Source organism: Desulfitibacter sp. BRH_c19 (genome assembly GCA_001515945.1).
Lineage (GTDB): Bacteria > Bacillota > DSM-16504 > Desulfitibacterales > Desulfitibacteraceae > Desulfitibacter.
Genome location: LOER01000018.1, coordinates 1 through 19,540 on the forward strand (window position 1 = coordinate 1; position 19,540 = coordinate 19,540).

The window sequence follows — 19,540 nt, forward strand, 5'->3', positions numbered from 1 at the left end:
GCAAAAAATAGACCATGAAAATCAGGATATTGCTCTAGGAAAAGACCTAATTCTCGAATTTGTTACTAATGCCGGTATCAATCCGGACGTTTTTGAAGCGATGACTTCCCTGATGTACCATTTCCCGAGTATTTTCAAGGAACCTGGATTGCACATTCTTTCCAAACACCAAAAGGAAACCGGGGGATTGCATTTATTCTCTGGTGTAAATACCGTGTTTTATTTGGAGAGGGCTATTCAGAGATACTTACTGCTTGATAATACTGAACCATTACCAAGGGACTTACATGAAGCCTGTTGTGTTTTACTGAATGCACTCATTGAAATGGCTTCTTCCGAGGCGTACTACCTTCGTGAACACTTGATTCGGTCTCGAAGGATAATTAATTAAGAAGGAATTTTAAAGCTATATTACTTACCAGTATCCATATACTGGGGGGAAAACTTAACTTCGGATAAGGCTAATAATAGGTAGTTGGATAATGGGGTAAAAATTTTAGGTTTCTGTAGTAGGTAATTTAAAGCTTAAATGCTTAGGTGTACAGTAATATTCTGCAGTAGTTAATTTTATTCCAGGGATGTTCATACGAAATGATGTTTGATTACATAAGTTTAAAAGTTTGGTCTAGTAAAACTGAAACACCAGGGTTTATACTAGAAGGTGATGATTGGCTATTAAATGGAGATGAAGGGGACCTGAATTTTGAATATGTTGGCATCGGTACTAATGTGTCCGAAAGTACATTGAAGAAGGGTTGGATAATCTAGCAGATGCCTAGAGGATCAGGACAAAATAACTAAATTGGCATTTGAATAATAATATAAAAAGGGAGGATGGAGGCATTTCATGAAAAATATTTTATTAGTTGAAGATGATTTAAGCATCATTGAAGGCTTGAAATTTTCACTTTCTAAACATGACTTTGATGTAACCATTGCTCGAACTGTAAGAGAAGCCAAAGCATGTTTAAAGCTACCTGAATACAATCTAATTATATTGGATTTAATGCTTCCTGATGGTAGTGGTTTTGACTTGTGTAAAGCAGTTAGGCAAACATCAAACATTCCAATAATTTTCTTGACCGCTTCAGATGAAGAAGTGAATATTGTCATGGGTTTGGATATTGGTGGGGATGATTATATAACAAAACCATTTAAACTAAATGAGCTTTTATCAAGGATAAATGCAGCCTTAAGGCGGTCGAATCATGATAAGCAACAATTAGCGGAATTAAATTCAAATGGTATTACAGTAAAGCTTTTAGAAGGCAAAGTAATGAAAAATGGAGTGGAATTAGAACTTACATCAGTAGAATACAAATTATTATGCCTGTTTATGCAGAATCCAAAGGTCATATTATCAAAAGAACAAATAATGCAAAAATTATGGGATTGCCGTGAATGTTTTGTTGATGATAATACCTTGGCAGTTTATATCAGCAGGTTGCGAGCAAAAATCGAAGATTGTCCAAAGGACCCATCATTTCTAGTAACAGCTAGAGGAATGGGATATAAGTGGAATATTGTATAAGGGGTTTTTATGAATCTACTAGTTAATAAAGAAGTCAAAAAATTATTTATATCGCTTATGTTAGTCTTTATTGCCGGAATTATACTCTTTCAAATTGCAGCTTACATAAATGCGATCAGTTTTAGAAAAGAGATGCTTGAGCATGATTATGAGATTGCAGGTTATTTAAGCCAAAAATATCCGGAGCTGTCTCATGAAATTCGGGAAGCCTTCACGGCGGAAAAGACATCTAGTCACCAGGAAACAGGAAAATCCTTGTTAGAACAGGTGGGCTATAAGGATAGTATTCAATTGCACTTGCTTCCTCAAGTCAGTAGATTTTATGAAACAAATGGGATAATAAATTTCATATTGTCAATCTTGTTTATATCTGCCACCTTGTTTTTTAGTTACTGTTTTTTGAGAAACCATTATAAGAAACTAGAACGGTATAATACTGATATTAATAAAATTATGAACGGAGAAATTTCAACCAGGCTTTATGATAATGAGGAGGGCAGTTTATCAAAATTAGCGTCATCTGTTAATATGTTGACTTCATCCTTATACACCCATATCGAAAAAGAAAAAGATAACAAGGTCTTTTTAAAGGAAAATCTGACAAATATATCCCATCAGCTTAAAACCCCTTTATCTGCCCTTACTATGTATAATGAGATCATGAAAAATGAAAATACAGACAATGATGTAATAACAAGCTTCTTAAATAAAAGCGAAAATGAGCTGGGACGGATGCAAACCTTGATAGCCAATCTATTAAAGTTGGCTAGGTTGGATGCTGGAATCATAAAGCTTAATAAAAAAGTACATATTTTTAACGACATTATGGAACAGGTGGCCGAAAGTTTTGAAACCAGGTTGTTAAAGGAGCAAAAAACCTTTGAGATAATATCCCATGGTATAGTTTCATATCCATGCGACAAGGAATGGATGTTTGAAGCCTTGAGTAACTTGTTTAAAAACGCTGTGGAACATACAGGAGCCGGAAACCACATCAGAGTTATAATTAGCACAACGCCGTTGATAACAAAAATAACCGTCGAAGATAACGGGGAAGGAATTCACCCTGATGACATCAATCATATTTTTAAAAGATTTTATAGGAGCCGGTTTTCGCAGGAAAAACAAGGGACTGGAGTAGGATTAACTCTGGCGAAAACGATTATTGAAATGCACGGGGGATACATATCAGTAGAAAGTATAATTAAAAAAGGAACAAAATTTACCGTCCATTTGCCAAACCTTACAAAATTGTAAGGTTTAATTCATGTCAGAGTAAGGTGGATAGGTTATTCTATTGTTGTTCTTAAATTAACTATTAGAATAATGATCGAGGTGGAAAAATTGGAAATACTGAAAACAGAAAATCTATCAAAAACTTATAGTCAGGGCGAAACAATGGTAAAGGCTTTAATTAAGGTGTCAATTTCTATTTCCAAGGGTGATTTCATTGCTATCGTAGGACCATCGGGTTCCGGAAAAAGTACACTTCTTAATATGCTTGGGGCTTTGGATGTGCCAACTTCCGGAAGGGTTTTTATAGATGGCAGGGATATTTATGCAATGGAGGAAGAGGCGCTGGCGGTTTTTCGCAGGCGTAACATAGGTTTCATTTTTCAAGCCTACAATCTGGTTCCTGAATTAAATGTCGAGGAAAACATAATCCTGCCCTTACTGTTGGATTATAAGAAACCAGATCGGCAGTATATTGATGAACTGCTGGAGATATTGGGACTGAAGGAAAGAAAATATCATCTTCCCAGTCAGCTTTCAGGAGGACAACAACAGCGCGTGGCAATTGGGCGAGCTCTAGCAACTAAGCCTGCAATTATTTTGGCCGACGAGCCGACAGGAAATCTTGATAGTAAAAATAGTCGAGATGTAATTGATCTGATGAAGCTGTCCGTAGAAAGGTTTAGACAGACTTTGATTATGATTACGCACAATGAAAACTATGCTTCCGTTGCAGACAGAATATTCCAAGTAGAGGATGGAGTGGTTACTGAGCTAGGAGGTGGAGGCAGATGAATCATTACACCGAACTTGCTTCCAAGTACCTTTCCATGCACAGGAGAAAGACCAGGTTGGCCATTGTTAGCGTGGCGATTTCGGTTGCTCTTGTTACCGGAGTATTTTCCATGTTGGATGTCTTTATGCGGTTCGAAAAATTACAGGTAATTCACGATTATGGGAATTACCATCTTGCTGTCATTGATGCAAGTGATAAAGAGGTTTCTTCCATAAAAAGCCGCATCGACGTTAAAAATTCGGGAAGATGGAAGGACTTTGGAAGTGGGACTATAAACGGTATCTCCTGCCGGCTTGGAGCGATGGATGAAGCTTTTGCCGGGAATTTAAACATAAAAGTTCTGGCAGGGAGATATCCAACTGGTAAAAATGAGATTATGGTGGAACAATGGGCGACTGAAGGCTTGTATCTGGATGCGGATATTGGCGACACGGTTAAGCTCTCTTTTGAGGATAATATTGAAAGGGAATACGTCATTAGCGGCATCTATAACGATTTGGGAAATATGAAGGCTGCCGCCATGCCTGGCGTATTTGTATCAACGGTCGGTGTCAGTAATATTGAGTCTGAAAAACCAACTTTGTATCTTGTTGAATTTAAGGAAAGGGTCAGGATCAATGAAGCGGTAGCAGATATCAAGAATGGTCTTAATATTGCCGATGACAAAATTGAACTTAATAATCACCTGCTCGCAGTAATGGGACAAAGCAAACACAAAGCAGCCATCGGGATGTATATCATCGGTGCCATTTTGTTTAGTATCGTCCTCGTAGCAGGCGTTGTGATGATATACAATACTTTTAACATTTCTGTTATGGAAAGGGTCCGGCAGTTCGGCCTTTTAAGGTGTGTCGGAGCATCCAAGTCACAGATAAAAAAGCTGATCCGAAGGGAAGGACTGGTCATAACCCTGCGGGCAATTCCTCTGGGTATTCTTGCAGGCATGTTTATGGCCTTTGTTTGCAGTGCTATATTAAAGTTTTTTAACAATAGCATATTCAAAGATATCCCCCTGTTTAGCATAAGTATAATAGGTATTGCGGCCGGAGTAGTTATCGGCTTTTTGACTGTATTTATTGCTTCTTTACTGCCTGCAAAAAAGGCGGCACGGGTTTCTCCTGTGAATGCCGTAACGGGAAGCAACGAAATAAAGATCTCTAAAAGAAAAAAGCTTGGTTTTTTATCAAAGATCTTGCGTGCTGAAATAGCGATGGGAATAAACAATGCCTTTATGCGAAAGAAAACGCTTTTTCTCATGTCGTGCTCCATTGCTGTAAGTATAATTCTATTCCTGGGCTTTAATGTGTTTATCGATTTTATGCATTCCTCGCTTAAAACTACCAAACCGTACACTCCTGATATTTCCTTGGTATCAGAACAGGGTATAGACGACGAGGTATATGCAAAACTGTCGGCTCTTGATGGAGCGGAAAGAGTCTATGGAAGGATGTTCGGCTATGTTAACGCTACCTTTGATGCGTCAAAACTGACCGATACATATAAAGAGGCCGTGAATGGGGTTACAGTAAAAGATAACGGTCTATTCGTACCTCCCGAAAAATCAGGGCTTATTTCCTACGATAGAAATCAGCTGAACTGGGCAAAAGCTGACCTGATAGCTGGGGAACTTTCAGAGGTCAGGATGAATGAGGGGAAAGGGGTTATTGCTGTTGCCAGTCACTTAAGAAATAACATTACGGCAGATACCGCCAATCTACAACCGGGGGATAAGGTCTATATTGATACCCCTACCGGCACAAAAGAGTTAACTGTTATGGGTATATTGCGTTCTGTACCCTTTAGCGATAATGAATTGACTTTAACTACATTTATTACTACAGAAGCAATATTTACCGAGCTTACTGGTGAAGCTTCATTCAAAGCCGTAGACATTCAACTTAGGAGAAAAGCGGATGAACAAACCGTTGATGCTATAAAGGCCATGGTGGATAACAGCATATCCTTCCATGACGTGCGCCAAAAAAACGCCGAGATCAATCAGATATATATAACAATGGCTGTCTTTGTATATGGTTTTGTAGCGGTAATTGCTTTGATAAGCATCTTGAATCTTATAAACACTATGAACACCAGCGTTGCGTCAAAAACCAAGTATCTAGGGGTCATGCGGGCGGTTGGAATGTCTGGAACCCAATTAGAGAAGATGATTTTATCAGAGGCTGCTGCATACAGCCTGACCGGTTGCCTTATGGGATGCACATTAGGAATTTTACTGCAAAAAGTATTGATTTCTAACTACCTTTCAAGTTTTCATGTGATTTGGGAATTTCCTTTAGTTGAGATTATTATGATATTCAGTCTTACTCTATTAGTTACTATTTACTCTGTGATTAGTCCACTTAAACGCATAAAATCAAAGGGTATTTCAGAGGTTATCAATTCACTATAAGTCTATTTTGATGTTTAGAATAGAACGACTTATCTTTGATTAAAACACAAATAATAGCAATAGTGATAATAAAAGTTAAATCTCTCAGAAGGAATTCAATTACTTTTATAGAATGTAAACAGGACTAAAGTCTTAAAATAATAGGACTTTTATTAAAAAAACTATATTACAGCTGAAAAAGGCAAAGCTATCGAAAGATAGTGACGCAAAGCTATGGGTCTAAAGTGTGCAGAGGTAATTTTTTTGCATTACTATGACTGCCAAGCCACCAGACTTAGAAGCTTATTTAAGCTTTATTAAATAGGAGTGGCCAGTTTGGCAATCCTATTTTTTTGTATTTCTAAACTCTTTAGGAAGTATTCGCTAAGATAGTTATTAAATTAGAGAAAGGATGAAAAGATAGTGCTTAAATTAAAACATTTCTTAAGTAGAGAAGAAAAGGAATTTTTACATCAAATAATACAAAGCACTAGCATAACCCCAAAGCCCAAAAAATTCAGCCTATCAGAATTTTTTAAGAAGATTTTTTGTTTTAACTTGTAAGGTAAATAGCTTAGTAACTCATTTATTTTCAACTTTAATATATACCTTTTCACTTCTTGACCTTGCATATAAAGACGACTTCATGGAACGAACAATGTTGATGGACTTGATTTTAATGGTAATCCTACTCTTTTCGAGTGCTGCTATTGCCTGCGATGTTATGGTTAAATGTGAATGAAAAGATAGTTAGCTTTCTAGCTCAGAAACTTCATATATAGATAGCACAATCTAGACACTCAATTCATTGCAGAATCATTTATAGCTAAAGCAACAGAAGCTATAACTCCAGCCCTAGAAAAGGCACGTAGCTTTATAAGCTAACAGTTTAAAAAATGCGATAAATTCTGATGTAGTTAGTAATTTGTCTAAGAGGAGGTAAAAGAATGTTAACAAGATACAATTATTTATGCCAACTAGCACACGACGATATTTTTGCTTTCATTGGAAAGATAATGAATATGGTAGAAAGCGAAAAGGGCAAAGAACTTGCAGAGCAGTACTATAACGAAGCTATATGCTCAGAAACCAAAACAGAAAGTATAAGGATAGCTCAAAAATATATATTCATTGGCTAAAAAATTATTATGTGTTTCCTTGTTTTCAAATTTTTGTGCTACAGCTAATAGTAATATCTATTAGTGAGAGCTTTAAAGTGTAGTCAAACATGGAGTCAACAAGCAAGTGTCCTTTAATTAAGGATAGTAATACACGAGCAGGATGTGGAAGCTCACGATTTGGATGTGGTTTATTCCACTATGGTGACAAAAAATCGCGCTGTGGAAGCTATTGTAGAAAGTGGTAATGACCGCTAGAACTTTTCTTTGAAGCACAATAATATAGAAGTAACAGGAGGATATAAAGTTTTCTCCCATAAGGAAATTCTACGAAAAAAGAGTTGGGGGTACCATCTGGATGTGGTTATATGGAATTTGGCTTTACGCAGGTCCAGAGTGCCGGTTAATAATACTCAGTTGAGGCTCTCTACGGAGAGCCTTTTAAGTTATGTAAAAAGGTAATTACTGTAGCAGAAACCCAATACTAATATACCCCCAAGAAGTTTTTTTATTTATAGGTGTAACAAAATAACAACTTTTGGTACTAATAATAAAATGAAAGAAATATTTTCGAACTGCTACTTTACATGACTTTGCTTCGATAAAAATAAGGAATAGATAATGTACAATACTATTGTTATGTATTAAACTATCAGAACTTCTCCCATGGACTATTCGATACCTAGTCTGTATGATTTGGCACAACAGATAGCTTACTAACTATAAAAGAATTAGATTTTATTTTTCCAAATACAGAACTAATTGCTAACCTAGAGAATGCAGGCATATCGCAAGATGCAATAGAAGAAATGATTTGGGAAGGTGGTCTACGATATAAAGATATAATAAGAGAAGCTTTGAAGTATGAAAATTAGTGGGTTAGAAGTTCTAACTTTACATAAAATCTATATGATAAGGCACATTTTATGGAAAAAGTGACTTAGGGAAGGAGGATTAGATGATATTTATTTTTTTAATTGCTTTTTTAATATTAGTTATAGTTGCAGAAAAAATTATTATAAACAAGTTTAATATTAAAAAGAAAAAGGGATTATATAAGCATGTTAATAAAGTCCATAAATGGTCAGAAGTAGTAATTATTATTGCATTAATAACAATGACTTTTTTTAGTAAGAGCAGTGAATTAAGGCAGTATTATCTTCCTATATTTTTTACTGTATTATTTGGTTTTCGTGCTTTTATAGAATGGAAATTTGAAAAAGAGTCAAAAGTATACATCTTAAGCATCTTAAATGGTAGTACAGTTTTATTGCTTTTGATAATATTAAAATTATTTTTCTTAAAGTAAGTGTAGTTAGATATATTAATTAAGTTGAGCTATGACAAATTAGTTGTTGCACATTATCTATAAGATGCGTCTCAAAAACACTAAATGAAAAAATATCAAATGCAATCCCTGGTAATTTCACAGGGATTTTATTTGTAATACAGATGATTTCATGCTTTGCTTTTTAACGGATTCTTTCGAGGTCATTTTGAATTTCTAGCTCAACCGCTTATACCTTACCGCCCATACTTGGTGTTATGTCTAAGGTCGGTCGGTAAAGTAACGCTAGGTCAAAACCGCAGCACCTGGTCCATAAACCTGCTAACACAGTCTTAATTGAACAGATTAGGACAAGACTTAATGAAGTTTTATATGGTAAAATAGGACCTACAAGGGTTAACTTTATAAATTACCTAAACCTAATGATATGGACTATAGGGTTTGTAAATAAGCATAATTTAATTCTGATATTTATTACATACTACCTTTGTATGGAATAGATGACTCGCGCTATTGTACTGTAATTGAAAGAATTGCTTGAAATGGAGAATATAAGAATATGCCAATTTTTAAGTACGAACAAAGAGAAATTGAATATTTAAAAAGTAGGGACAGAAAGCTAGGTGCAGCTATTGATAAAATAGGCATGTTAAAACGAGAGATTACCCCTGAACCGTTTACTGCACTTGTTTCAAGCGTTATCAGCCAGCAGATTTCAAATAAAGCTGCGGAAACTGTGCAGAATAGGTTTTCTAGTCTTCTTGGAAGCATAACACCAGAAAGCATTGCAAAGGTAAGCCTAGCTGAAATTCAAGGTTGTGGTATGACTGTAAGAAAAGCTGGATATATAAAAGGAATTGCAAATGCCGCTATATCTGGTGAGGTAGATTTTGAAGAACTTAATACTTTGACTGATGAGGAGATAATAAAAAAGCTTTCTGCACTAAATGGAGTTGGTATTTGGACCGCTGAGATGTTGTTGATTTTTTCACTCTGTCGTCCTGATGTAGTGAGTTACGGAGATTTAGCTATCCGTAGAGGAATGATGAATTTATACGGTCTTAAGGATCTAACAAAGGAAAAATTTAATAGGTATAGAAAAAGGTATTCACCATATGGCTCTATTGCATCATTATATCTGTGGGAGCTTTCCGTAATTTAGTTCACTTTATCACAATACCTTAACGAATAGTACATTAGTGAGATTAACATGATTATATATTACTAAATGATAGGCATATTGGATGGAAAATGCGTGGCAAATATTATTAGTATTTGGGGGTATAAGAGGATGAAACAGAAATATAAAACGATTGGAAAAGTGGTTGTGGCTTTAGTTATTGGGTTTTGGGTACTTTCTATAATTCCATTTAACCAAAATATAAAGCAAGAAATATCTGCAAATATATACGAAAATGGAGTTTTAACTGACAAAACAACTGTTTTCATAGATGGAGAAAAAAGTAACTATCTCTTTCGTGATGACGATTCATTTAGTGGAAAATTTCACATCCTATCCTATGAAAAAACGGGCAGAAAAGATATGCAAGCAGGCATTCGGTGGGGTGATGAGCAAAACATACAGAGGCTGCTATATTTTCAAAATGCCAGTTTTCCCGATATGGATGTAATAGGTACAATCCTTATCAACGAAGAAATGACACAGTTGGCTTTGATGTTTACAGACGGGACTGTCATTGCAACTTCCAACGAAATCTATACTCTTTATAAAAATCACGTTTCTTATTATCCCGAAATTGGTTCGACATCTGTTGAAGGTATCATTCCTGAAATATGAAGAAAAAACAAGTGAATGAGATTTTCTTGTTATGAGCATAATCTGTGTTTGGAGTTAAGACACATAATCTTTAAAATGTGAAGGAATAAAAGATTTTTTTAATTCATAGTATCTAAAATACGTCACAAGGTAAATGTCCAAAATTCTATTTTTAAGGGTGCGCGCTATGCACTCTTTTTCATTTGTGCTTTGCACTAACATATTTCCATAATGCAGCAGGAATGTAAATTTTATGGGGAAATTGTCCAATAGGAAATATGAAAAGTAACTAGATGCGGCATATTAGAAAATACTTAGGTATTATGTCTATTAGGCGAAGTGTGCGCCTTGTTTCCGAACAGACTGTATAGAAATATACAATAAAATCGGACTACGAGTAAAATAATAGCAAGTAGAACTAGTCATTTGAATTGGTAGGGGAAGTACCTGCCTGACTCTGTGTGAGGGGTAACAAAATCTCTAATACTCCGACGTGCATGAAGCAATGCCATGTCTAATGTACGAAGCTTGGTGAAGTAGCGGAAAATGATATCTGTGATGATATTAAGTACGCTGGAGGCTAAAAAGCAGTCATGCTTAGAATGTCTAATAGGATGACGAATATCCGAAAGTACGGCTCGTAACTAATAGGGTTGCGAATAGAAGCAACTCGCTCCCATGTGGGGTGCTGTCGTTGAATTACATATACTTCGGTGGAATTCAACAGAAAACCAAAAAAGGTTGAAAGGTTTCAATAATGCAATCACACTAGTTGAAAACGGCAGCCGGGTTAAAGGGTAGGGCTAAAACTGTTATGTAAAGCTAGAATGACAGGAACAAGGGAACTGTAATAGGATAAGTGGAAACACAATGGGTGGTATACCAGTCCTAACCAATAGACAATTATAGAGGAAGGGAAGCAACAGGGAGAATTTCGTTTTAATATAAATACTGAGCATGTATCTGATATTCTAGTTGGTATTTATTTTTTCACACTATTTTCATGGCTGGAAGAACCATTAAGCGACTCTTTAACAAAAGAGCTGTTAGCTAAGACAGAAATTATTATGAGTGGAATAGAACCATTGAATTAGTCAAAAATCGATCAGAGACCATTGAATTAGTTAAAAACTTTCTCTTGACAAAACAAGTATGGGGAAATATTATATTAATAATATCTATCAAAGACAAAAGCAATGCGTGGGAATAGTAGGCATTTTGCAGGCACTCCAGAGAGCCGGAGGTAGTGGAATTTCGGCGTGTACCGGATATGGTGAATGGACCCACAAGCTGTAGGTCGAAATTGCGCATATGCAAGAGTAGCAGCCTACCGGAAACCTTTACCGTTAAAAAAAGGCAGGTATCGGACTTGATGAATACCCATAGTCCCGTACTTGAAAGAGTGGGCTTTTATTAGCCAATGAGGGTGGTACCGCGTGACGTAAGCTTTTCGTCCCTATTATAGGACGAGAAGCTTTTTTATTTTACCATTTAAGAGGCAAGCAAGGTGTGTTCCGCGAAAAATTTGAGATGAGATGAGGTGAGGTTAGATGTTAGCTAAAGTGGTTCAGGAGTGTGGAGAGCAGTATCTAGACCGATGTATGGAGGGGGTGGAAGATGGTGTTTCCTCATTCTAAAGAAGAGTTCAAAAACTTGGCTGCACAAGCAAATTTAATTCCAGTATACAGCGAGCTTTCATCGGCTCTTGAGACTCCTTTGTCAGCTTTTATAAAGCTCAAAAAGGAATCCTATGCTTTTTTGCTGGAAAGCGTAGAAGGTGGCCAGCAATTAGGTAGATATTCTTTTATAGGGGTTGAACCTTCGATACTTTTTCAAGCAAAGGATGGAAAGGTTGCTATAACAGAAGAAGGAGAGACAGTTCAGTATGATAGTGTGGATCCATTAAAAGAATTGGAGAAGATATTTAACCGTTATACAACTTTAAATATACCCAGTTTGCCAGCTTTTAGCGGAGGAGCAGTTGGTTACTTTGGGTATGATATGATACGTTACTGGGAAAAGCTTCCCAAACCTGTAGGTAAGAATACTGAGTACCCAGATTGTTTCTTAATGTTTGCAAATACAGTAATCATTTTCGACCATGTTAAGCAAACAATGAAAATTGTAGTTAATACAAAAGTAGGAGATAATCCTGAAAAAGATTATGAAAGGGCTGTTTTGAGGATAAAAGAGATTAGTTCCATTTTAAGTAAACAACTAACAAGAGTTACTTTAGAAGAACAAAATATGCAAAATATGAAGAGCTGTGCTGATTATGAGCATAATTGCACCTCAGATGAATTTCAGGAAATGGTAAGAAGGGCTAAGGAATATATAATTGCCGGAGACATATTTCAGGTAGTTTTGTCTCAAAAAATAAAATTAAAGTTGGAAACGGACCCTTTAGCAATATATAGCAGTCTACGCTGTTTAAATCCATCTCCATATATGTTTTATCTTTCTTTCGATGATATAAATCTAATTGGCTCATCCCCGGAGATAATGGTCAAAGTGGTAGACGGGATTGCAAAAGTAAAACCTATAGCAGGAACAAGACCAAGGGGTGAAACATTAGAGGATGACAAACAGCTGGCAGATGAATTACTGGCAGATGAAAAAGAAAAAGCAGAACATTTAATGCTAGTAGATTTGGGGCGCAATGATTTGGGCAGAGTGTGCGAGTATGGAACCATTAAAGTAAAGGATTTCATGTGTATTGAGAACTATTCACACGTTATGCATATTGTTTCAGATGTAACCGGTACTCTTAAAAAAGGCTATACCTGTTTTGATATATTAAGAGCTTCCTTCCCAGCAGGTACGGTATCCGGTGCACCCAAGATAAGGGCAATGGAAATTATAGATGAGTTGGAAACTGATGGCAGAGGACCGTATGCAGGTGCAGTTGGATACATCAGTTATACCGGAAATATGGATACATGTATTACTATCAGAACCTTGATTGCTAAAAAAGATAGAGGATTTATCCAAGCTGGAGCTGGTATAGTAGCAGATTCAAATCCACTAATGGAGTATCATGAAGCTTGTAATAAAGCACAGGCACTTTTAACTGCTGTGGAGATAGCTAAAGGGGGGGAGCTTCTTGCTGTTAGTAATCGATAATTATGACTCCTTTGTATATAACCTGGTCCAGTATTTTGGAGAGTTAGGAGAAGATGTTGAAGTAGTCAGAAATGATAAAACTATTATAAAGGATTTGCAAGGGATGTCTCCCGAGAAAATAGTAATTTCCCCAGGTCCCGGTACTCCTGAAAATGCAGGAATTTGTATGGAGGTAATACACCACTTTTCGGGTAAAGTTCCTATTTTAGGTGTTTGCTTGGGCCATCAATGCATTGGAGCAGTATTTGGTGCCAGGGTTGTTCGAACTGAAAAGCCCTTACATGGGAAGACTTCAGTTGTCTATCATGAGAATACGGGAATTTTAGAAGGCATACCCCAGGGTATTACAGTTGCTCGTTATCATTCCCTGGTGCTTGAAAAAGATAGTATTCCAAAAGCACTTCATGTAACAGCCGTAACCGATGATGGTACTATCATGGCAGTTCAGCATGAGAATCACCCTACTTTTGGAGTACAGTTTCACCCAGAATCATATGCAAGCCAGTACGGACACCATGTTTTGCAGAACTTTTTGCAACTAGGTTGGGGACATTCCTCCTCCATAAAGCTAGACATTAAATAGAGGTGTGTCCCCTTTCCGTAATAAGTTGAGAGGAGCTGAGATGATGATTAGAGAGGCAATTAGCAGAGTAATTCAAAGAGAAAATCTTTCATTTAAAGAAACTAGTGAAGTAATGCTAAAGGTGATGGAAGGAAGGGCAACTTCTGCCCAAATTGGAAGTTTTTTAACAGGACTAAGGATGAAGGGAGAAACCCTCGAAGAAATTCTAGGCTGTGCACAGGTAATGAGAGACAAATCATTTCCCATAAACAGCAAACATTCTATTTTGGTTGACACATGTGGAACTGGAGGAGATGGAACGGGAACCTTTAATATTTCAACCACGACTATTTTTGTGGTGGCAGGTGCAGGTTTGGCCGTTGCCAAGCATGGTAACCGTTCGGTGTCAAGTAAATGTGGAAGTGCAGATGTACTTGAAGCCATGGGAGTAAAGATAGACCTCTCACCTCAGGAGGTAGAATTGGTCCTTGATGAAATTGGCCTGGGTTTTCTTTTTGCACCGGTTTTTCATGAAGCTATGAAATATGCAATAGGGCCGAGAAAAGAGATTGGAATACGCAGCGTTTTTAATGTTCTAGGGCCCCTTACCAATCCAGCACGGGCCAAGTTTCAGGTGCTAGGTGTCTATGATCCTAACTTAACGGAAGTTATAGCACAAGTGCTGGAGAGATTAGGAGTAGAAGGTGCCTATGTGGTACACGGATCTGGGGGATTAGATGAAATTTCTACGCTTGGGCCTACAAAAATTACCCACTTGAATAAGGGTAGCATAAAGACATATGAGATTAGACCGGAAGATTTTGGAATTCCTCGGAGAAAGCTTTCAGATTTGCAGGGAGATGATGCCTCCTGTAATGTGCAAATTATAAAAAGAGTACTGTCTGGAGAAAAGGGCCCTCACCGTGAGATAGTGTTGTTAAATGCAGCAGCTGCTATTTCTGCTGCTGGGGCTGCAAAGGATTTACATGAAGGGGTCAAAATTGCTGCTGAGACAATTGACTCAGGAAAGGCAATGAAAAAACTGGAAGAGTTGGTATATATGAGCCATATTGATTTGAGTTTGGAGGTAACAATATGATTTTGGATAAGATTGTAGAGCATAAAAAAGTTGAAGTTAGCAATAGTAAATCAAATATGCCTCTTGAACAGCTCAAAAAGAATTTATCACAAAAAGCAAGGATAAGTTTTAAAGAGTCAATTGTAAAACCTGGAATTAGTCTAATAGCCGAGGTTAAAAAGGCTTCTCCTTCAAAGGGAGTTTTCATGGAGAATTTTGATCCTGTAAAAATAGCTTTAGCTTATGAAAGGGCAGGAGCAGTTGCAGTTTCTGTGCTTACAGATAGCAAGTTTTTTCAAGGCAGTCTGCAGGATTTACAAAGGGTCAGGAAAGCAATAAAATTACCTATCTTGCGTAAGGATTTTCTTATAGATCCATATCAGGTGTATGAAGCAGCTTATAATGGAGCAGATGCAGTGCTTTTGATTGCAGCCATTTTAGATGAAAGTCAGTTAAGATATTTTATTGAGCTTGCAGGGGAACTAGGGCTTCATTCTTTGGTAGAGGTTCATTCTGGGGAGGAACTGAAGACAGCTATGGGCTGTGGTGCCAGGATTATAGGCATTAATAACCGTGATTTAAGAACATTTAAAACTGATATTGCTACAACTTTGAAGCTTGTAGAGCTTATACCAAATGATTGTATACTTGTTAGCGAAAGCGGTATTTCTACAGGTGAGAATGTAAAAAAATTAGCAGAAGCTGGAGTGGATGCTATCCTGGTGGGAGAGGCTTTAGTTACCAGTCTAGATATAGATGGGAAAATACAGGAACTTCTAGGTGAAGTTCTATGACCTGGATAAAAATTTGTGGCATAACAAATCTTCCAGATGCAAAAAAGGCGGTAGAACTTGGTGCTGATGCCTTGGGATTTATATTTGCTCCCAGTAAGCGCCAGATTGAACCCGAAAAGGTTAGAGAAATTATTGCCAGTTTACCGCCAAAAATTGAGAAAATTGGTGTTTTCCTAATTAGTGATGCAGATGAAGTTAAGAGAATAGCTGAGTATTGTGGCTTGACCGGGCTGCAGTTTCATGGCAGCGAATCTCCGCAATACTGCAAAGAAATTAGGGAGTTTTACCAATCTACCCCTATGGACACAGACGGGCACAGGCAGGTCATAAAGGCTTTTAGAGTGAATGCCGGGAAGGGTTGGGATGAAATAATACCCTATGTGCAGAGTTGTGCAATAGACAAAGTCTTGCTTGATACTTATGTAGAAGGATTGCCAGGGGGTACCGGCAGGACTTTCCCCTGGGAATTGGCAGCAAACTTCAATTGGGATAACATACCTGTTATTATTGCAGGTGGCATTAACCCGTCAAATGTGGTACGAGCCATTAAGGAAGCAGATCCCTTTGGAGTAGATGTTGGCAGCGGTGTTGAAAGAGAGATCGGAAAGAAGGATCACGAAAAGCTTTACAAGTTATTTCGGGAGGTAAATAAATGATGAAACGATCAGGATATTTTGGGGAATTTGGGGGTCAATATGTTCCAGAAACATTGATGTGTGCATTAAATGAGCTGGAAGAGGCCTATGAAAGATTTAAGGATGATAAGGAGTTTAAAGAGGAATTGGCTTATTATTTAAATCAATATGTGGGAAGACCTACACCTTTATTTTATGCAGAAAAATTGACTAAATATTTAGGCGGTGCAAAAATCTATCTTAAAAGAGAGGATTTAAACCATACAGGTGCCCATAAAATAAATAATAGTCTGGGACAGGCTCTTTTAGCAAAGAGAATGGGGAAAAAGCGAATAATCGCCGAAACAGGTGCTGGTCAGCACGGAGTGGCAACTGCTACAGCGGCAGCACTACTTGATTTTCAATGTGAAATATTCATGGGGGCAGAGGATGTCAGACGCCAGTCCTTAAATGTATTTAGAATGAAGCTTCTTGGTGCTAAGGTTAATGAAGTGGAAACTGGCACCAAAACCCTAAAGGATGCCACCAATGAAGCTTTACGTAATTGGGTTGGCACAGTCCGGGACAGTCATTATGTAATCGGCTCTGTTGTGGGTCCTCATCCATATCCAACAATGGTAAGGGGTTTTCAAAAGATAATTGGTGAAGAAACCAGGGAGCAAATAAGAGAAATTGAATATTGTATGCCGGATTATCTGGTTGCCTGTGTGGGAGGTGGCAGCAATTCCATGGGATTTTTCTACCCCTTTAAGGATGAACAAAAGGTACAAATGATTGGTGTGGAGGCTGCAGGTAGTGGTATAGATACTGATAAGCACGCAGCAACCTTAACTGCTGGAAGTAAAGGGGTCTTGCATGGTGCTTTAAGCTACCTGCTGCAGGATATTGACGGACAAATTCTTCCAGCCCATTCTATTTCCGCTGGGTTGGATTATCCTGGAGTAGGACCTGAGCATAGTTATTTCAAAGATATAGGCAGGGCCAAATATGAAGCTATAACGGATAAAGATGCCATGGAAGCATTTAAGCTACTATCCAATTTAGAAGGAATAATCCCAGCACTAGAAAGTGCCCATGCAGTTGCATATGCTTGTCAGCTGGCACCTCTTTTAGATGAGGATAAAGTACTAGTAATTTGTCTTTCGGGCAGGGGAGATAAAGACGTGGCAGAAGTACTAAGTATTTTAGGTGGTGAGCAAAATTGAACAGAATTGATAATGTTTTGGACATGCTGCACAAAAAAAATGAAAAAGCATTAATTCCCTATGTTAGCTGTGGTGATCCAAGCCTTGAGTTTACCGAGCAGTTGGCAACAATACTGGCAGAAAGCGGAGCAGATATAATCGAACTGGGTGTTCCCTATTCTGACCCAGTTGCTGATGGGCCGATCATTCAAAGGGCGTCAGGCAGGGCCCTGGCTGGTGGAGTAACTTTGGAAAAGATATTTTCTTTAGTAAAACGACTTAGAGAAAAAACGCAAGTGCCGTTAATTATTATGACATATTATAACCCCGTATATGTAACAGGTGTAGAAAACTTTATTGCCAGGGCAGCGTCTGTGGGCATAGATGGTTTGATAATTCCTGACCTGCCATTAGAGGAAGCTGGTTACTTAAAGAAGGCTGCAGATAGTAATAATATAAATCTGATATTATTGGTGGCACCTACCAGTTCTCCAGAAAGAATAAAGAGAATTGCCCAGCTTTCTAAAGGATTTATCTATTGTGTAAGTGTTACTGGGGTTACAGGAACCAGGCAAAGTACTTCTGGGGGGTTGGAGGATTTTTTGGATCAAGTGAGGTTGCAGACAAAATTGCCCCTTGCCGTGGGCTTCGGTGTTTCTGGACCTGATACAGCACGTAAAATGGCTAATAAGGCAGACGGGGTTATTGTGGGAAGTGCTATTATACAAAAGATTGAGGAAAATGTACAAAAAGGCGATACACTTAAGGCACTTGAAGAAGCTGTTAGTTTTATTAATACGCTGAAAAAAGCAATAGGGTGATAACCAAGGATTTGGGATTCTGATATTTCCTCAGAATCCTTTTTTGTTTGAGTAATTTAAATAGTTTTCTAGTATTTATCCGCCCTCTTATACTGTCGTTCACAAAAGCAGTATCTTAAACTTATCTTTGGTCAAAATCTCATGTGCAATGAATTTTCCATTCAAAAACAAACTGAATGTAGTTGATACGCTTGGAGCTTGCTGTGCTTCTTCCAAAGTCTCATATTTTCTGATGAAAAGTGGTATGTTTTCCTCTTTTGCAGCTTCTTTAAGCATGCCAATGTAATTTTCACAAAATGGGCATTGATGGGAATAATGAACTGAAACTCCTTGCTTTTGAGACACTTCAAGCTTTATTACACATTCCTTGAACTTCGGGTCAGGTGCATTTTTATTAAGCTTCAGACATAACAGTTCGTAATATGGTGGCACAGAATCACACACCTCAAAGCCTTTATGTAATAAATACTTCTTGTCCGATAAATAAGGCTTCTTCTGCCTGGATGAGATTACAATTATGCCATTCATACCCATTGAATCATTTATGCTAACGTGCAGGAAGTACAAAAGGAATATACTAATATATTGGCGGAGAATGAACAGATAGAAAAAGCTTATAATTAATAAGAGATATGTTTATATTTACCAACAAAAGATTAATTCTAGTAGACAAACAAGGATTAACTGGGAAAAAGATAGAGTATCACTCAATTCCTTATAAGAGTATAACCCATTTTAGTATTGAAACAGCAGGCAATTTTGATTTGGATGCAGAACTCAAGATATGGGTTTCGGGTACGCCGGGTGCAATAGAGAAAAAATTTAACAAGACATTAAACATATATCAACTACAATCAGTATTAGCTACTTATGTATTAAAATAGAAAACAGAACGACACTAATGGAGCCTTCTTAACGGAGGGTTCCTAACTTTTTGCCCACCGGGTAGATTCCGGTTTATCTTCACGAAGATAAAGCCTGCTATTATAAACAGTACTGGGTAAAGCATAATTTTGTATAACCCCCTCAAATTCTAAATATTTACTCACTAGCACTTCTATTTTCTCCCCAAGCCACCCATCGCTTTCTCTATATGAAGCCCACTAGAAAAAAAATAATATTTGGATTTTCCGTGAATTGTTTTATTTCATCAAGATTTGTTGTTTAATCTCCTGAGGCTTTAATAATCCTCATAGAAAGAGGATTATTTT

General features: G+C 37.4%; 16 protein-coding genes and 2 pseudogenes. 17 read left to right on the forward strand and 1 reads right to left on the reverse strand.

Annotated features, from left to right (window positions below):
* The 16 genes and pseudogenes from APF76_06745 to APF76_06820 all read left to right on the forward strand — a co-directional run bounded on the left by APF76_06745 (position 1) and on the right by APF76_06820 (position 18,329).
* Positions 1–391: pseudogene (locus APF76_06745) on the forward strand.
* Between the two features lie 456 nt (positions 392–847).
* Complete coding sequence (locus tag APF76_06750) at positions 848–1,531, forward strand: two-component system response regulator (GenBank protein ID KUO51930.1); 684 nt, start codon at positions 848–850, stop codon at positions 1,529–1,531.
* Between the two features lie 9 nt (positions 1,532–1,540).
* Positions 1,541–2,788, forward strand: a complete 1,248-nt coding sequence (locus tag APF76_06755) for a hypothetical protein (protein ID KUO51931.1) — start codon at positions 1,541–1,543, stop codon at positions 2,786–2,788.
* Between the two features lie 87 nt (positions 2,789–2,875).
* The gene (locus APF76_06760; GenBank protein KUO51932.1) at positions 2,876–3,559 is read left to right on the forward strand and encodes a peptide ABC transporter ATP-binding protein; all 684 of its coding nucleotides are present in this window, start codon (positions 2,876–2,878) and stop codon (positions 3,557–3,559) included.
* Positions 3,556–5,970 (forward strand): hypothetical protein, encoded by a 2,415-nt coding sequence (locus APF76_06765; protein KUO51933.1) that lies wholly within the window; start codon positions 3,556–3,558, stop codon positions 5,968–5,970. Before APF76_06760 ends, APF76_06765 begins: the two co-directional genes overlap by 4 nt.
* 926 nt (positions 5,971–6,896) lie before the next feature.
* On the forward strand, positions 6,897–7,088 hold the full coding sequence (locus APF76_06770; GenBank protein KUO51934.1) for a hypothetical protein: 192 nt from the start codon (positions 6,897–6,899) through the stop codon (positions 7,086–7,088).
* Between the two features lie 937 nt (positions 7,089–8,025).
* The gene (locus APF76_06775) at positions 8,026–8,376 is read left to right on the forward strand and encodes a hypothetical protein (protein KUO51935.1); all 351 of its coding nucleotides are present in this window, start codon (positions 8,026–8,028) and stop codon (positions 8,374–8,376) included.
* A gap of 538 nt (positions 8,377–8,914) precedes the next feature.
* Positions 8,915–9,517, forward strand: coding sequence for a DNA-3-methyladenine glycosidase (locus tag APF76_06780; GenBank protein KUO51936.1), 603 nt, complete (start codon positions 8,915–8,917; stop codon positions 9,515–9,517).
* Positions 9,518–9,646: 129 nt separating this feature from the next.
* Positions 9,647–10,153 (forward strand): hypothetical protein, encoded by a 507-nt coding sequence (locus APF76_06785; GenBank protein KUO51937.1) that lies wholly within the window; start codon positions 9,647–9,649, stop codon positions 10,151–10,153.
* A 1,596-nt stretch (positions 10,154–11,749) separates the two neighbouring features.
* Positions 11,750–13,255 (forward strand): anthranilate synthase, encoded by a 1,506-nt coding sequence (locus APF76_06790; GenBank protein KUO51938.1) that lies wholly within the window; start codon positions 11,750–11,752, stop codon positions 13,253–13,255.
* Entirely contained in the window at positions 13,236–13,838 is a 603-nt protein-coding gene (locus APF76_06795) for an anthranilate synthase (protein ID KUO51939.1), read from the forward strand. Before APF76_06790 ends, APF76_06795 begins: the two co-directional genes overlap by 20 nt.
* Positions 13,839–13,881: 43 nt before the next feature.
* Positions 13,882–14,916, forward strand: coding sequence for an anthranilate phosphoribosyltransferase (locus APF76_06800; protein KUO51940.1), 1,035 nt, complete (start codon positions 13,882–13,884; stop codon positions 14,914–14,916).
* Positions 14,913–15,689 (forward strand): indole-3-glycerol phosphate synthase, encoded by a 777-nt coding sequence (locus APF76_06805; protein ID KUO51941.1) that lies wholly within the window; start codon positions 14,913–14,915, stop codon positions 15,687–15,689. Before APF76_06800 ends, APF76_06805 begins: the two co-directional genes overlap by 4 nt.
* Positions 15,686–16,345, forward strand: a complete 660-nt coding sequence (locus APF76_06810) for a hypothetical protein (protein ID KUO51942.1) — start codon at positions 15,686–15,688, stop codon at positions 16,343–16,345. Before APF76_06805 ends, APF76_06810 begins: the two co-directional genes overlap by 4 nt.
* Positions 16,345–17,529, forward strand: coding sequence for a tryptophan synthase subunit beta (locus tag APF76_06815; GenBank protein KUO51973.1), 1,185 nt, complete (start codon positions 16,345–16,347; stop codon positions 17,527–17,529). Before APF76_06810 ends, APF76_06815 begins: the two co-directional genes overlap by 1 nt.
* A gap of 23 nt (positions 17,530–17,552) precedes the next feature.
* Positions 17,553–18,329, forward strand: coding sequence for a hypothetical protein (locus APF76_06820; protein KUO51974.1), 777 nt, complete (start codon positions 17,553–17,555; stop codon positions 18,327–18,329).
* A 99-nt stretch (positions 18,330–18,428) separates the two neighbouring features.
* Here APF76_06820 and APF76_06825 read toward each other — a convergent pair whose 3' ends face one another.
* Positions 18,429–18,761 carry a hypothetical protein gene (locus APF76_06825; protein ID KUO51943.1) on the reverse strand — a complete coding sequence of 111 codons (333 nt, stop codon included), beginning with the start codon at positions 18,759–18,761 and terminating at the stop codon, positions 18,429–18,431.
* A gap of 105 nt (positions 18,762–18,866) precedes the next feature.
* Here APF76_06825 and APF76_06830 point away from each other — a divergent pair.
* Positions 18,867–19,213: pseudogene (locus tag APF76_06830) on the forward strand (cytoplasmic protein).
* Positions 19,214–19,540 lie beyond the last annotated feature (327 nt).